At 51.5% G+C, this 13,694-nt stretch carries 14 protein-coding genes; 12 read left to right on the forward strand and 2 right to left on the reverse strand.

The annotated features are described in order from the left end of the window. Positions 1-107 precede the first annotated feature (107 nt). From glsA to cobO, 3 genes are all read left to right on the forward strand, one after another. Positions 108-1,109, forward strand: coding sequence for a glutaminase A (glsA, locus tag OGX96_RS22260; protein ID WP_191215039.1), 1,002 nt, complete (start codon positions 108-110; stop codon positions 1,107-1,109). A 109-nt stretch (positions 1,110-1,218) separates the two neighbouring features. After that, positions 1,219-2,871: a class I fumarate hydratase gene (locus OGX96_RS22265; RefSeq protein ID WP_111465910.1), complete on the forward strand. Its 1,653-nt coding sequence runs from the start codon at positions 1,219-1,221 to the stop codon at positions 2,869-2,871. Between the two features lie 9 nt (positions 2,872-2,880). Beyond that, positions 2,881-3,483 (forward strand): cob(I)yrinic acid a,c-diamide adenosyltransferase, encoded by a 603-nt coding sequence (gene cobO, locus OGX96_RS22270; RefSeq protein WP_063940686.1) that lies wholly within the window; start codon positions 2,881-2,883, stop codon positions 3,481-3,483. Positions 3,484-3,565: 82 nt separating this feature from the next. Here the strand turns inward: cobO and OGX96_RS22275 are convergent, their stop codons facing one another. Next, the gene (locus OGX96_RS22275; protein ID WP_003022936.1) at positions 3,566-4,468 is read right to left on the reverse strand and encodes a LysR substrate-binding domain-containing protein; all 903 of its coding nucleotides are present in this window, start codon (positions 4,466-4,468) and stop codon (positions 3,566-3,568) included. 405 nt (positions 4,469-4,873) lie between these two features. Between OGX96_RS22275 and cobA the strand changes: the two genes are divergently transcribed. Beyond that, the gene (gene cobA / locus OGX96_RS22280) at positions 4,874-5,662 is read left to right on the forward strand and encodes a uroporphyrinogen-III C-methyltransferase (RefSeq protein ID WP_003831416.1); all 789 of its coding nucleotides are present in this window, start codon (positions 4,874-4,876) and stop codon (positions 5,660-5,662) included. On the opposite strand, the gene OGX96_RS22285 is transcribed toward cobA, so the two are convergent. Beyond that, on the reverse strand, positions 5,641-6,534 hold the full coding sequence (locus OGX96_RS22285) for a PocR ligand-binding domain-containing protein (RefSeq protein WP_286584211.1): 894 nt from the start codon (positions 6,532-6,534) through the stop codon (positions 5,641-5,643). The genes cobA and OGX96_RS22285 overlap by 22 nt on opposite strands. A 372-nt stretch (positions 6,535-6,906) precedes the next feature. Between OGX96_RS22285 and otnK the strand changes: the two genes are divergently transcribed. From otnK to OGX96_RS22325, 8 genes are read left to right on the forward strand one after another with little or no spacing between them, the layout of a single operon-like run. Further along, positions 6,907-8,163: a 3-oxo-tetronate kinase gene (otnK, locus tag OGX96_RS22290; protein ID WP_286584212.1), complete on the forward strand. Its 1,257-nt coding sequence runs from the start codon at positions 6,907-6,909 to the stop codon at positions 8,161-8,163. Beyond that, the gene (gene otnC / locus OGX96_RS22295) at positions 8,160-8,804 is read left to right on the forward strand and encodes a 3-oxo-tetronate 4-phosphate decarboxylase (protein WP_008784146.1); all 645 of its coding nucleotides are present in this window, start codon (positions 8,160-8,162) and stop codon (positions 8,802-8,804) included. The genes otnK and otnC overlap by 4 nt, the downstream gene beginning before the upstream one ends. A gap of 6 nt (positions 8,805-8,810) precedes the next feature. Then, positions 8,811-9,620, forward strand: coding sequence for a DeoR/GlpR family DNA-binding transcription regulator (locus OGX96_RS22300; RefSeq protein WP_008784145.1), 810 nt, complete (start codon positions 8,811-8,813; stop codon positions 9,618-9,620). Then, positions 9,601-10,377, forward strand: a complete 777-nt coding sequence (locus OGX96_RS22305; protein ID WP_020996542.1) for a hydroxypyruvate isomerase family protein — start codon at positions 9,601-9,603, stop codon at positions 10,375-10,377. Before OGX96_RS22300 ends, OGX96_RS22305 begins: the two co-directional genes overlap by 20 nt. Before the next feature lie 28 nt (positions 10,378-10,405). After that, on the forward strand, positions 10,406-11,218 hold the full coding sequence (locus tag OGX96_RS22310; RefSeq protein WP_286584213.1) for a beta-keto acid cleavage family enzyme: 813 nt from the start codon (positions 10,406-10,408) through the stop codon (positions 11,216-11,218). A gap of 21 nt (positions 11,219-11,239) precedes the next feature. Beyond that, positions 11,240-12,586: a bile acid:sodium symporter family protein gene (locus OGX96_RS22315; RefSeq protein WP_048235850.1), complete on the forward strand. Its 1,347-nt coding sequence runs from the start codon at positions 11,240-11,242 to the stop codon at positions 12,584-12,586. Between the two features lie 5 nt (positions 12,587-12,591). Further along, positions 12,592-13,011, forward strand: coding sequence for a GlcG/HbpS family heme-binding protein (locus tag OGX96_RS22320; protein ID WP_060682564.1), 420 nt, complete (start codon positions 12,592-12,594; stop codon positions 13,009-13,011). Beyond that, positions 13,008-13,661 carry an aspartate/glutamate racemase family protein gene (locus tag OGX96_RS22325; RefSeq protein WP_286584214.1) on the forward strand — a complete coding sequence of 218 codons (654 nt, stop codon included), beginning with the start codon at positions 13,008-13,010 and terminating at the stop codon, positions 13,659-13,661. Before OGX96_RS22320 ends, OGX96_RS22325 begins: the two co-directional genes overlap by 4 nt. The last annotated feature ends 33 nt before the right edge of the window (positions 13,662-13,694 follow it).

Consider the following 13,694-nt stretch of genomic DNA (forward strand, 5'->3'; position numbering starts at 1 on the left):
TGGCGCTCGCGCTTATCCGGCCTACATAACGTTTAACCATCCGTAGGCCGGATAAGGCGGTACGCCGCCATCCGGCACCAAGATGAGCACACCAACAGGAATGCATAATGAATAAAACAATTCTCGGCGTGAGTCTCTTTTCTTTCAGCGTCTTGTTTAGCGCAACCATATTCGCGCAAACCACGCCCGACTACGCCAAGCTGATAGAACAGGCTCATCAGAAGTACAAAAGTAACAACGATGGAAAAGTCGCCGACTACATCCCTGCTCTGGCGACCTATAGCCCGAAAAATTTTGCCATCACCATTGCGACGGTGGACGGCAAGATCTACCAGGTTGGCGATGTTAACAAACCTTTCCCAATGGAATCCCTGAGTAAAGTGTTCACCATGGCGCTCGCCATGGAGCAGCACGGTCCTCAGGTAGTGCTGGATAAACTTGGCGCCAATGCCACCGGTATGCCATTCAACTCAGGTTTAGCCGTTGAGCTGACCAAAGGCGCGCCTGAAAACCCTCTGGTAAACGCCGGGGCCATGAGCACCGTTAGCCTGATCGAAGCCAAAGACAAAACCGATCGTTGGAACAAAATCCTCGACAACCTGAACGTCTGGGCCGATGCCACTCTCACCGTGAACGAACCGGTTTTCAAATCTGAAATGGAAACCAACCAGCACAATCAGGCGCTGGCCAAGCTGATGGAATCCTATAACAGCTTCTATGGCAACACTGACGAAGCCGTTGAAATTTATACCCGCCAGTGCTCGGTGGATATCACCGTTGAGCAACTGGCCAAAATGGGTGCCGTACTCGCGAACAAAGGCAAATCTCCGTTCAACGGTAAACAGTTGCTGAATGAGAAATATGTTCCGCAGGTGCTGGCAGAAATGGCAATTGCCGGGCTTTACGACGGTAGCGGTAAATGGCTGTACACCGTTGGCATCCCGGCAAAAAGCGGCGTCGGCGGCGGCATGGTTGCCGTTGTCCCAGGCGAATATGCGATTGCGGTCTATTCTCCACCGCTTGATGAAGCCGGAAACAGCGTTCGTGCCCAGAAAACTATCGAATATGTCGCCGAAGCGACAAAAGCCAATGTCTTTTTAGCCAAATAACTTTACGCCGGATGGCGCTTCGCTTATCCGACCTACACCAATGCGTTAATCGTAGGCCGGATAAGCGAAGCGCCATTCGGTAAACAACACGAAGAGGTGAGAAGTAAACATGTCTAAACCATTTGTCTGGCAGGAACTCTTTGTTCAGAGTAAAGATAGTACCGAGTATGAATTACTTAGTAACCAGCACGTTACGGTAACGGAGTTAGACGGAGAGGAAGTGATCAAGGTTGCACCGGAAGCGTTAACCTTGTTAGCACAGCAGGCGTTTTATGAGGCTTCATTTTTCCTGCGCGCCGGACATTTAAAACAGATTGCCAGCATTTTGCACGACCCACAGGCCAGCAGTAACGATAAGTACGTCGCATTGCAGCTGCTGCGCAATGCAGAGGTTTCAGCTAAAGGCGTACTGCCCAACTGCCAGGATACCGGGACGGCAACCATTGTGGCCAGCAAAGGACAACATGTCTGGACCGGCGGCGATGACGCAGAAGCATTAAGCAAAGGCGTGTATTCCACCTTTACCGAAAACAACCTGCGTTACTCGCAAAATGCCCCGCTGGATATGTATACCGAGGTCAATACCCAGACCAACCTGCCCGCACAAATCGATATTAGCGCCACCCCAGGTAACGAATACCGTTTCCTGTTCGTCAATAAAGGTGGCGGCTCAGCTAACAAAGCGGCGCTGTACCAGGAAACCAAATCCATTCTACAGCCGGAAAAACTCACTGCGTTCCTGATCGAAAAAATGAAATCACTGGGTACAGCCGCTTGTCCGCCGTATCACATCGCTTTTGTGGTTGGGGGCTTATCCGCCGACCAGGCGCTGAAAGTCGCCAAACTGGCTTCAACCAAATATTACGATAATCTACCCACCAGCGGGAACGAGCTGGGCCAGGCGTTCCGTGATACGGCGCTGGAAGCCGAGTTGCTCAATGCCAGCCGCGAGTTTGGCATCGGGGCGCAGTTTGGCGGCAAATACTTTGCCCACGATATCCGCGTAATTCGCTTACCGCGCCACGGCGGCTCCTGCCCAATCGCGATGGCCCTCTCCTGCTCTGCCGACCGTAACATTAAGGCCAAAATTAATAAACACGGTATCTGGCTGGAGAAACTCGAGCATAATCCGGGCAAATTCATTCCTGATTCACAGCGAGTAGAAAACGGTGCCCAGACCGTACAACTGGATCTGAACCGTCCGCTGCGTGACATCCTGCATGACCTTTCCGCTCTGCCCATTGGTACACGCCTGTCGTTAAGCGGCCCGATTGTTGTCGCTCGCGATATCGCCCACGCGAACATCAAAGCACGACTGGATAACGGCGAACCGATGCCGGAATACATGAAAAAACATATCGTTTACTACGCGGGTCCCGCCAAAACCCCAGAAAATCAGGCTTGTGGCTCGATGGGGCCCACCACCGGCGGGCGCATGGATGGGTATGTCGATGCTTTCCAGGCACAAGGCGGCAGCCTCATTATGCTCACCAAGGGTAACCGCAGCCAGCAGGTCACTGATGCCTGTCACAAACACGGTGGATTTAGCCTCGGCAGCATTGGCGGTGCAGCAGCCCTGCTGGCGCAGCAGTACGTGAAAAGCCTGCAGTGCCTTGAATATCCCGAACTGGGAATGGAAGCCGTATGGATGATGGAAGTTAAAAATATGCCGGCCTTCGTATTAGTGGATGACAAAGGCAATAACTTCTTTAGCCAGTTCGAGCAGCAGCATCGCTGCGCAACTTGTCCGGCAGGGCATTAAGGAGTTTCCATGGAAGCGCGCGCCAATAACGACAGACACCGTCAGCGTCAGCAGAAGCTGAAAGAGCAGGTTGATACCCGCGTAGCGGCGGCAACGGAGAAGAAAGGGATCCTGATTGTCTTCACCGGCAACGGAAAAGGAAAATCCACCGCAGCCTTTGGCACAGCAACGCGCGCAGTGGGTCACGGAAAAACCGTTGGCATCGCGCAGTTTATTAAGGGCCAGTGGGATAATGGCGAGTACAACACGCTGCAACCTCTCGGCGTCGAGTTCCATATTATGGGTACCGGATTTACCTGGGAAACCCAAAATCGGCAAGCAGATATCGAGGCGGCAACGGTTGTCTGGCAGGAAAGTAAGCGCATGCTGGCTGATGCGCATTACGATCTAGTGGTGCTGGATGAACTCACCTACATGCTTGCTTACCACTATCTGGATACCCAGGAGGTAATCAGCGCCATCGAAAATCGTCCTGCCGGTCAGAGCGTTATCGTCACAGGACGCGGATGCCATACGCTGTTACTGGAACTGGCCGATACGGTCAGTGAAATTCGCCCGGTCAAACACGCGTTTGACCGCGGTATTCAGGCACAGGTTGGGATCGACTGGTAGCCGTTCTTTTGCCGGATAACGATGCTAACGCGTCTTATCCGGCCTACCCATCGTTGTAGGCCTGATAAGGCGCAAGCCACCTTCAGGCAGCCGATACCACGGACTTACTGAGCAACCAGTTACGGAAAATCTGTAAATGCTCGGATTCCGATTTCTCTTCACGCCACGTCATAATAAATCGATTCCCGGTACGCATTGGAACATCGCAAGGAATGACCATATCACCGCTGTCCAGATCGTGCTGAATGGCAAAACGTGGGAGCAGCGCAACGCCCAGATTAGAACGGACCGCCGCGATCAGCATCGATAACAAATCAAATCTCGGACCTTTATTCACTAGCGGACTGCTGACATCTGACAGCGCAAACCACTCCTGCCACCCTTTGATGCGCGTGCTTTGGTGTAAGAGCGGAAATTCGTTTAGTAATTCGTTCACCGCCAGTTTTCGTTCCGGTTCGGCCAGCAAACAGCGACTGCAAACCGGCAGAATTTCCTCTTCAAACAGGTACTCAACCCCTGACCATGGCGAATAAAAGTCTTCGCGCATGATTGCCGCGTCATACTCTCGATTGAGAAAATCACCAATATTCGCCAGGGAATGAATGTTCACGATAATATCAGGATTAAGTTTGTTAAATTCACGCAGGTTTGGGATCAGCCAGTGCGTGCTGAACGTCGGATTCACCGCCAGCTCAATAACCTGTACCGTCGGCTGCCAGGTCATTATCGTCGTCGTATCTCGTTCAAGTTTATTTAACGTTTCTTTAACGATACTTAAATAGTGTTTGCCGGCCGCATTTAAGAAAATGCGTTTTTTGGCATGATTAAATAGCGCGGTATTGAGAAAATCCTCCAGTGCATTTACCTGGCGGAAAACAGCACTTTGTGTCAAAGCCAGCTCTTCAGCTGCCCGGGTATAACTTTCGTGACGCGCAACAACTTCAAAAGTTACCAGCAACTCCGTCTTGGGTATTTTTCCTCTCATAACCTCTTCCATATGCAGCGTACAAAAATAGTTTAATTTATAAAAAATAATTCAAGCTACCCAGATAAGCACCGAGAGTTATATTTTATTTCATCCATTAATGTCATTGATCCAATCCATGATTTACTCACACTGATGGCGGATAAATATTAACCAATAATACTCAAGAGCAGCAATAAACACAATTTAAATAAGGTTAAACCTAAGCAAATGGTGCCAATAAGTTCTTAATAATTTTTCAAGTTATCTTGTTTATTGCAGAAAAAACTTTGCGAGATTAATCAATATTATCAGTGCGATAATTTTGGATAATTTCACGTTATAACTTACGGGCAAACGACTGCTTTTTATCATTCCTTGATGTGGTTTCTGCCTTTTTTTGATCGATGTGATAAAGGACACAATGTGAAAACTTTCGGAAAGGTCTGGCTCGTTGGGGCAGGTCCCGGTGATATTTCATTACTTACCCTCAAAGCAATGATGTGCATTAAACAGGCTGATGTCATTATTTACGATCGGCTGGTCAATCCTAAAATTTTGGAATGGGCATTACCTGATTGTCTGCTTATCAATGTCGGCAAAAACCCGGGTTTCCATTGTGTACCGCAGGATGAAATCAATGCACTGCTTGTCCAGTATGCCCAAACGCACAATAATATTGTGCGTCTGAAAGGCGGCGATCCGTATGTTTTTGGACGCGGGGCTGAAGAAGTTGAGGATCTCGTCGAGACAGGCATCCCGTTTGAAGTGGTGCCGGGTATTAGCTCAACCATTGGTGGCCTGACCTATGCCGGGATTCCGGTAACACACCGCGATTTCGCCTCGGGATTTCACGTGGTAACCGGTCATACGCGGGAGGGCAACCAACAGCAGGACTGGCGTCAGCTGGCCAAACTGAATGGTACGCTGGTTATCGTCATGGGTATCGCCAATCTGGCGTTTATCTGTGAGGAATTATTGATGGGTGGAAAATCAGCAGATACGCCTGCAGCGCTAATTATGTCCGCCACCCGCGATAACCAACGCCGACTGACCTGTACGCTCGGTTCACTACTGAGCAAGGCGCAGGAAGCTAACATCCTCCCCCCTGCGCTGATAGTGATTGGTGATGTGGTAACCCTGAGCGATCGGCTCTCTTTTATCCCTGAAGCCATCACGCTGCCGGAAAACCTTTACTGTGACAGTCTGGCATGACGAAAAGACTGGGGCGACGTTTGATGCGCCGCCCGGAAAACACGGCAAAAGTAACTGGTTTGTGCGTATTGGAGTTTCCGGGCAATGCTGTCTATTGAATGAACGGGATCGTGCAATAACTCCCCCGCTTTTTGCATTTTTTTCTGATTCACCCAGGTTTTAAAGTTAACGCCCTGCCGTTTCTTAAAAAAACGGCTGAAATAGTTTGCGCTTAAGCAAACGTGAGCTGCTACGGATTCCAGGGATAATTCACTATATAAATTCTCATCAATATAACGCAACGCTGCCAGAAGCTTTTTCTCGTGTCGGGAAGGCTCTGTAAAATAATGATGCATGTAACTGGTTGGCGGGATAACAAACCCATCAGGTTGTTGCTGTTCTGTCTCAAAATTATCAACAATAAAATTTAATAAATTAGCTGATGCCACCAGCGTATTATTATCGACTACCGCCACCTGACTCCATTCAGCTTTTATTTTTGGTTCATCCATCCATGAGCATTCATTATCAATTACGATAGTTTTATATTCCTGATATTTTGCCCGCACCTGCCCACAGAGCATAAAACCGTACAGATGCTCCTCGCGAATTAATGGCATAGAAAACAGACTTAGCCCTGCGTGGCAGCTGAGTATTCTGGGTTTAAGGTGTTTTAAACCTTCAAAAGCACAATATTTGTCACACTTTTGGCAACTCGTACAATAGCGTTCATCCGCCCGCATTAATGTGCAGAACGAATTAAAGTTATGGCAATCCGAGAGAGTTTTTCCGTTTACATCAACCACAACCGTGGCTAATCCAGTCGCACTGGAGAATACTTTTGCTATCGAGAAAAAACGTTGTAGATAATCATCCTGGATTTTCAACGACACGGTATCCTCCGGCATTAATGAAATTAAAGCCGGTAATATGCAGAATTTAATCAAGAGAAAGAATGATGCTCACCGCAAAAAATAATCTCATTTATGCAGATGATTATGATCAATTGGCAAGAGAATTATAGCGACCACGATAATACTCCACTGCACACTACTGACTTCGCTTTCTCAAAGATTAACGAATCTTCACACTCTCTTGTGAGGCTCTTTTCGCAACACCAAACATCTTTATCCATTATTTTCAATAGATTACTCATTTTTACTGTGAATCAATGATGTGCTTATTTGTGATAATCATCATGTGAATGTGAAAGGCCCTCCTGAATAATATGTTCAATTAGCAAACAATCTGAACGGAGTTGATCCATGGCCGTCACCACAGGCGTTATCGCCGACGATTTCACCGGCGCAACGGACATTGCAAGCTTTATGGCGCAGCAGGGGTGGCGCGTTGCGCTACTGCCCGGAATGCCTGATACCACTCAATGCTGGAATGAAGAGGTTGACGCTATCGTCATCTCGCTGAAAAGCCGCTCATTACCCGCAGAACAGGCCATCGCACAATCTCTGTCCTGTGCCCGCTGGCTGAAACAAAAGGCAGGTGTCCGCCAGATCTATTTTAAATATTGTTCGACGTTCGACTCCACGCCAACAGGCAACATTGGACCGGTCAGCGATGCGTTGATGAACGAGCTGCATACACCCGTGATCGTCCACTGCCCCGCCCTGCCGCAAAACGGGCGCACGGTGGTGCATGGCCATCTTTTTGTAAATGGCGTACTGCTTAACGAATCCGGGATGGAAAAGCATCCGCTTAATCCTATGACCGATGCCAGCCTGCCGCGCCTGCTGAGCGCGCAAACGCCAGGCAAGGTTAGTTGCATCAACCTCACGACGCTGCGTCAAGGTGTGGAAGCGGTCACTAACGCTCTGGCCCAACTTCAGGCTGAAGGTACGCGTCACGTTATCGTCGATACGCTGGATGAAGCAGATCTCACCACGCTGGCGCAGGCACTCCATGCCAGCCCTCTGTTAGCCGGGGGCTCCGGGCTCGGTGGCGCACTGGCCGCCTGCACCGGAACTCAGCAAACCATGCCGCCGGACGCTTTTCCACTACCCGCTAAAACGGTGGTGTTCTCCGGTAGCTGTTCTGCAATGAGTAATCGTCAGGTCAATCGCTATAAGGCCGCAGCAGCCTCTCGTGTACTCGACGTGGCCCGCTGCCTGTCTGATACAGAACGCTACACTGATGAACTGTGTGCCTGGGCGATGACGCATATCAACGACCCATTCGCGCCGATGATATACGCCACCCAGCCGCCAGACGTACTCCAACGCATTCAACAAGAGTACGGCGAACAGACTGCCAGCCAGGCGATCGAACACGCTTTTTCCCGACTGAGCGCAAAGCTACAAGTTGCAGGTGTAAACACCTTTATCGTCGCAGGCGGAGAAACATCCGGCACCGTGGTAGAGGCACTGCAGGTGAAGCGTCTGTCCGTTGGCAAAGCCATTGCGCCTGGCGTGCCGTGGGTATTTTCCTCCGGTCTGGCGCTGGCGCTGAAGTCAGGCAACTTTGGTGACGAAGATTTCTTTTTTACAGCCCAGGAGTACGCATTATGAATCCGGTGAGTGAACACCAACTACGCGAACTACTCGTCCACTATGGCCGTTCCTTGTTTATGCGTGGTTACAGCAGCGGCGGCTCCGGCAACCTCAGCGTCAAATTGCCGGATGGCGGCTATCTGGTGACCCCGACCAACTCCTGCCTGGGTGAGCTTGATCCTGCCACGCTAAGTAGGCTGGATGCCAACGGCGTGCATCTTAGCGGCGACAAACCGTCAAAAGAGGTACCCATGCATCTGGCGTGGTATCGGCATCGGCCATCCTGCGGCGCGGTTGTGCACCTGCATTCTCCATGGCTGACCGCGCTCTCCTGTCTGCCTTGCTCCACACCAGAAAACTGTCTACCGCCACTAACGCCATACTATGTGATGCGCGTCGGACAGCTACCGCTGCTGCCTTATTTCAAGCCCGGCCATGAAGGCATTGCCAGCGCACTGAGTGAAATCGCGGCAGATCATACGGCTGCGTTGCTGGCCAATCACGGGCCGGTAGTAAGCGGTCGCTCGCTGCGTGAGGCGGTGTTTAACGCCGAGGAACTAGAAGACAGCGCCCGCATCTGGCTGACATTAAAACCGCTCGGCTATGTTCCGCTCTCAGAAGAGGCGGTGGCCGAACTTGAACATTCCCGGCAAGCGTGAGGTGACATGATGATCCCCGAGCAACGACGTGATTTTATCTACCGCTACGTGCACGAAAAAAATGCCGCCTCATTTAATGAACTGGCAGATCTAATGAGCGTGTCGCATATGACCGTACGTCGCGACATTCAGTTGCTGGAAGAAGAAGGCAAAGTTATCGCCATTAACGGCGGCGTGAAGCTCAATAACCTGCTGAAATCCGAACTGCCGTGGCGGGAAAAAGCCGAGTTGAATCATGATGTGAAGCGCAAAATGGGCCAGCTCGCCGCAATGCTCATTGAGCCCGGACAAACGCTGTATCTGGATGCCGGAACATCGTTGTTTGAAGTGGCGAAAGCGGTAGCCGCCAGCCACTGTTTCAATCTGACGGTAGTCACCAACGATTTTTCCATCAGCCACTATCTGATGGATATGCCACACATTACGCTCTATCACACCGGCGGTCTGGTGGATCAGCGTAACCGCTCATGTCTTGGCAAAAGCGCCGCCAGTTTTCTGCGCACCATTAATATTGATGTGGCGTTTCTCAGTTCATCGTCGTGGGATACCGAGCGCGGCATGTCGACGCCGAGTGAAGGGAAAGCCTCGGTCAAAGAAGCGGTGCTTACCGTCTCCCGGCGTCGGGTACTGGTCTGTGACAGCAGTAAATTTGGCAAATACGGCATGTTCCACATCTGTGGGCTGGAGCAGTTAACCGACATTATTTCTGATAACCGGTTACCGGAAAATGCGCAGCAGACTATTGTCAGCCAGGGCGTTAAGCTGCATCTGGTTGATGGCCGGGAGGGTGCACGCCATGCTGAAGTTAGCGGCTAACCTCGACTGGTTATTTACTGATTTACCGATAGCGGGTCGATTTCAGGCGGCAAAAGCAGCCGGTTTTCGCGGCGTAGAAGGGCTGTTTCTCTGGCAGCACCCGCTGGAGCATTTGCGGGCCGCTCAGCGGGAAACTTCTCTGCCGGTGGTGCTAATGAACGCCCCGGCTGGCAACTGGGCACAGGGTGAACGGGGACTCGCAGCATTGCCCGGTCGAGACCAGGAATTTCATCACAGCCTGAACGTGGCGCGAGATTACGCCACGGCACTGGGTTGTCGCCGGGTTCACGTTATGTCCGGCTTGCGCTGCAATGACCTGACGCTGCACGCCCAGCGCGACCTCCTGACGAATCGACTGCGCATCGCCTGCGATGTGATGGCAGACGCGGAAATCGATGTACTGATTGAACCATTAAATTCGCAGGATATGCCCGGTTATTTTATTGACAGTTTCCCGCTGGCTGAATCTATCATTCACGAGGTTGGTAAGAAGAATATCGGCTTACAGTTTGATATTTACCACTGTCAGAAAACTCATGGCAACGTGGCGAAAAATATCGAACGCTATTTTACCCTTATTAAACATTTTCAAATCGCTTCTGTTCCTTATCGCCATGAACCGGGAACCGGGGAGTTAAATGAAGCATGGCTATTTAATTTTATAAGAAAAATGAATTACCAGGACTGGATTGGCTGTGAATATCAACCATCAACATCAGGGCCGGAATCATTACGCTGGATAACGCCTTACCTATAATTTTAATATCTCTGTACCGGAGGAAAAAATGTCGGATACTGTTATTATTTCGCTGGCACCCGTTGCCGCGGATTGCCCCAGAGTTATACCCGAAGAACTGGCGCAGGAAATACTCGCCAGCGTAGAACATGGCGCGTCCATCGTCCATTTACACGTTCGCGATAAACAGGGACGCCTGACGCCAGATACTACCGACTTTCAGGCAACCATTGACCGCGTTATGCGCCATTCAAACCTGATTATTCAGGCTTCTACCGGCGGCGTCTCTTCGATGTCCATCGCCGAGCGCTGCGCGCCACTGGCCTGCCCCGGCGTGGAGATGGCCTCGCTGAACGTCGGTTCCGTTAACCTCGGTGATGCGGTGTATTTTAATCCCGGTCCGGACGTGGAATATTGTTCACGGCAAATAACCGAACGCCATATTATTCCAGAGTTTGAAGTTTTTGAAATCGGCATGATTAATAACATCCTGATGCTTGAAGATAAAATAAAATTTCAAAAACCCATGCTCTTTAATATCGTTCTCGGTCACCGCGGCAGTACGCCTGCAACCGTTGATGCATTAATTGCTCTGCGTAGCATGATCCCACGCGACGCCTTATGGGGAATTACTCATTTTGGCAGAAGGAATTTCGATATTATCGCTGCCGCGGTCGCTATGGGTGCCAGTGAAGTGCGAATCGGCTATGAAGATAGTTATTATTTAAGCGCCGAAGAAAAAGCTCAGCATAATTATCAGCAGGTAGCCAAACTCGCTACGCTCATTCAGAGTATGGATAAAAAAGTCGCCACACCGGAAATTGCGCGGCGCATGTTATCTATTCCACCCCGGCAGCAATAACAACAGCAAGGACATTTCAACATGACTATGACCACTGTTATTCACAAAACCGGACTCGGCGTCAGCGTTGCGGGCGTGGCGCTGGCGATTATCGGCGCGCTCATCCAGTCCACGGCGCTGTGGCAGCCGGGGCTGGTGATGTTCACCGTCGGATTCGCCGCCGGTGCAGGCTACTGGCCTGGTTTACGCAGCTATCAGTTTACGTTGTGGATCATCGCCGGTTTTGTTGCCGCCATGACCTGGTCTACGGATCTGATCGTCTGGGGCGGTTTCAATATCACCCATAAATGGATCGTGTTCCTTGTGATTCAGGCCACCATGTTCAGCATGGGCACCAAGCTAACGATCCAGGATTTTATTGATGTCGCCAAAATGCCGTGGGCAGTTTTTATCGGTACCTTCTGCCATTTCGTGATCATGCCCCTGCTCGGCCTGAGCATTACCCTGATCTTTGATTTTCCGCCTGAAGTAGCGGTGGGCATTTTGTTGATTGGCGCTTGCCCCAGCGGTCTCTCGTCGACGGTGATGGTTTACATCGCCAACGCCAACCTCGCGCTGGCGGTATCAATCGCCGCAGTCTCAACGCTGGCGGCAACGGTAATGACGCCGCTGTGGGTTAATCTGCTGGCGGGTTCAATGATTGATATCCAGCTCACCGCGATGGTGATGGACGTGGTGAAAATCGTATTAATTCCCATCGGCGCAGCAATTCTGCATGACTATCTGAAAACCTATGCAGGCGTGCGCGGACGCCGTGTTGTCCAGATGCTGGCCGGGATCGGCGCAATTTGGCTGCTGTATATGATTGCCGGCGGCTGGGACGCGCTGTTTGGTCATGCCAGCGCCGAAGCGCAGATGTACGCGGTGGTCCTCAACTTCGTAGCAGGCGGCCTCGTTTGGGCATTGTTCTACAACTGGCTGTATGGCCGCGTGGCGGGCGTGAAGAAGGTCATGCCAACCATCTCAATGATGGGGATCATTTTCTTTACCACCACCGCCGCCGCCGCCGGGCGCGACAACCTGGTGCAGGTCGGTTTCCTGCTCTGCTTCGCCATGTTGATGCATAACCTCGGCGGCTTCCTGATTGGTTATCTGATGAGCCGCTGGATCTTCCGCATGGACGTGCAGTCTGCCCGTACCGTGGCCTTTGAAGTCGGCCTGCAAAACGGCGGTATGGCGTCAGGGCTTGCCGCCGCGATGGGCAAACTGGCAACGGTAGGACTCGCCTCAGCGGTGATGACACCGCTGGGTAACGTTAGCGGCTCGCTGCTCGCCAACTACTGGCGCAAAAAAGACGCCAGACAGGCGCAGGCAGCAGCAGCCAAAGATCCCGTTCAACCCGCTTGCGAAAATCTGTCGAAAGGATAATCACGATGACAACTCTCACTCTGGGACAGGCCCTGCGCGCCGTAACCTGTGCGCTCGAACTCGCCGAAACACGTTATGCAAATCGCCCGTTAAGCGTGGCCGTATGCGATGCCAATGGAGAACTGCTTAGCTTTGCGCGGATGGATAACGCCAAACTGTTAACCATCGAGTTAACCCAGCGTAAAGCGCGCACCAGCAGCCGCCTGGGCTGCACCACGCAGGCATTTTTACAGCGTCTGCAAAAAGAGCAGCTGGATATTAGCTATTTTGCCGATCCGCGTTTTACGGCGCTGCCGGGCGGGATCCCGATTCTGCACCAGGGGAAATGCCTTGGAGCCGTCGCAGTGGGCGGTTTATCCGCGCAGGAAGATCATGATGCGGCGCTGTCCGTCGCAGAAATATTACTTAAGGAGATTGCCCAATGAAAAAGGTCGCCATGCTGCATACCAGTGCAGCCACCCTTGCGATGATGCAACAGCTGATCGCCGACATTATGCCGGAAGTGGAAGTGATGCATCTGGTCGAGGAGTCGATGATTAAACAGGTGATGAAAGCCGGAGGCGTATCGCCAAATATTGCCGCCCGCATCGCCGACTATGTGCATATTGCTGAAAAGGCGGACTGCGATATCTTTATTACCGCCTGCTCTTCAATTGGTACTGCGGTGGAGCAATGCCAGTTTATGACCCCACTCCAGCTCGCGCGCATTGACTGCGCGATGGTGGAAGAGGCGATTGAAAAAGGCGAGCGGATCGCCGTGTTGGCAACCGTGGCAACCACGCTGAAGCCAACGCTGGATTACGTCCAGCGTAAAGTTCAGCAAAGCGGTAAATCGCGAACCATTACGCCTGTATTAATGGAGGAGGCATTCCACGCGCTGCTGACGGGAGATATGGATACCCATGACCGTATCGTCAGTGAAGGGTTACAGAGCGCCTTTACCCAGGCGGATGTCGTGATGCTGGCACAGGCTTCGATGGCGCGCGTTTTACAACAGCTCCCTTCCCCGCCGGTGCCGGTAATGACCTCACCGGAAAGCGGAATTCGCTGGTTGAAAACGCTGGCTGAACGGTAAATTCCCGGCAAAAAAAAGGCCATCATCAGATGG

The sequence above is a fragment of the Citrobacter sp. Cpo100 genome, from assembly GCF_030332595.1.
Lineage (GTDB): Bacteria > Pseudomonadota > Gammaproteobacteria > Enterobacterales > Enterobacteriaceae > Citrobacter > Citrobacter portucalensis.

What these genes read in the sequence shown, in the direction of transcription:
- glsA (WP_191215039.1), top strand. Translation starts at nt 108, where the DNA reads ATGAATAAAACAATTCTCGGCGTGAGTCTCTTTTCTTTCAGCGTCTTG.
- OGX96_RS22265 (WP_111465910.1), top strand. Translation starts at nt 1,219, where the DNA reads ATGTCTAAACCATTTGTCTGGCAGGAACTCTTTGTTCAGAGTAAAGAT.
- cobO (WP_063940686.1), top strand. Translation starts at nt 2,881, where the DNA reads ATGGAAGCGCGCGCCAATAACGACAGACACCGTCAGCGTCAGCAGAAG.
- OGX96_RS22275 (WP_003022936.1), bottom strand. Translation starts at nt 4,468, where the DNA reads ATGAGAGGAAAAATACCCAAGACGGAGTTGCTGGTAACTTTTGAAGTT.
- otnK (WP_286584212.1), top strand. Translation starts at nt 6,907, where the DNA reads ATGGCCGTCACCACAGGCGTTATCGCCGACGATTTCACCGGCGCAACG.
- otnC (WP_008784146.1), top strand. Translation starts at nt 8,160, where the DNA reads ATGAATCCGGTGAGTGAACACCAACTACGCGAACTACTCGTCCACTAT.
- OGX96_RS22300 (WP_008784145.1), top strand. Translation starts at nt 8,811, where the DNA reads ATGATGATCCCCGAGCAACGACGTGATTTTATCTACCGCTACGTGCAC.
- OGX96_RS22305 (WP_020996542.1), top strand. Translation starts at nt 9,601, where the DNA reads ATGCTGAAGTTAGCGGCTAACCTCGACTGGTTATTTACTGATTTACCG.
- OGX96_RS22310 (WP_286584213.1), top strand. Translation starts at nt 10,406, where the DNA reads ATGTCGGATACTGTTATTATTTCGCTGGCACCCGTTGCCGCGGATTGC.
- OGX96_RS22315 (WP_048235850.1), top strand. Translation starts at nt 11,240, where the DNA reads ATGACTATGACCACTGTTATTCACAAAACCGGACTCGGCGTCAGCGTT.
- OGX96_RS22320 (WP_060682564.1), top strand. Translation starts at nt 12,592, where the DNA reads ATGACAACTCTCACTCTGGGACAGGCCCTGCGCGCCGTAACCTGTGCG.
- OGX96_RS22325 (WP_286584214.1), top strand. Translation starts at nt 13,008, where the DNA reads ATGAAAAAGGTCGCCATGCTGCATACCAGTGCAGCCACCCTTGCGATG.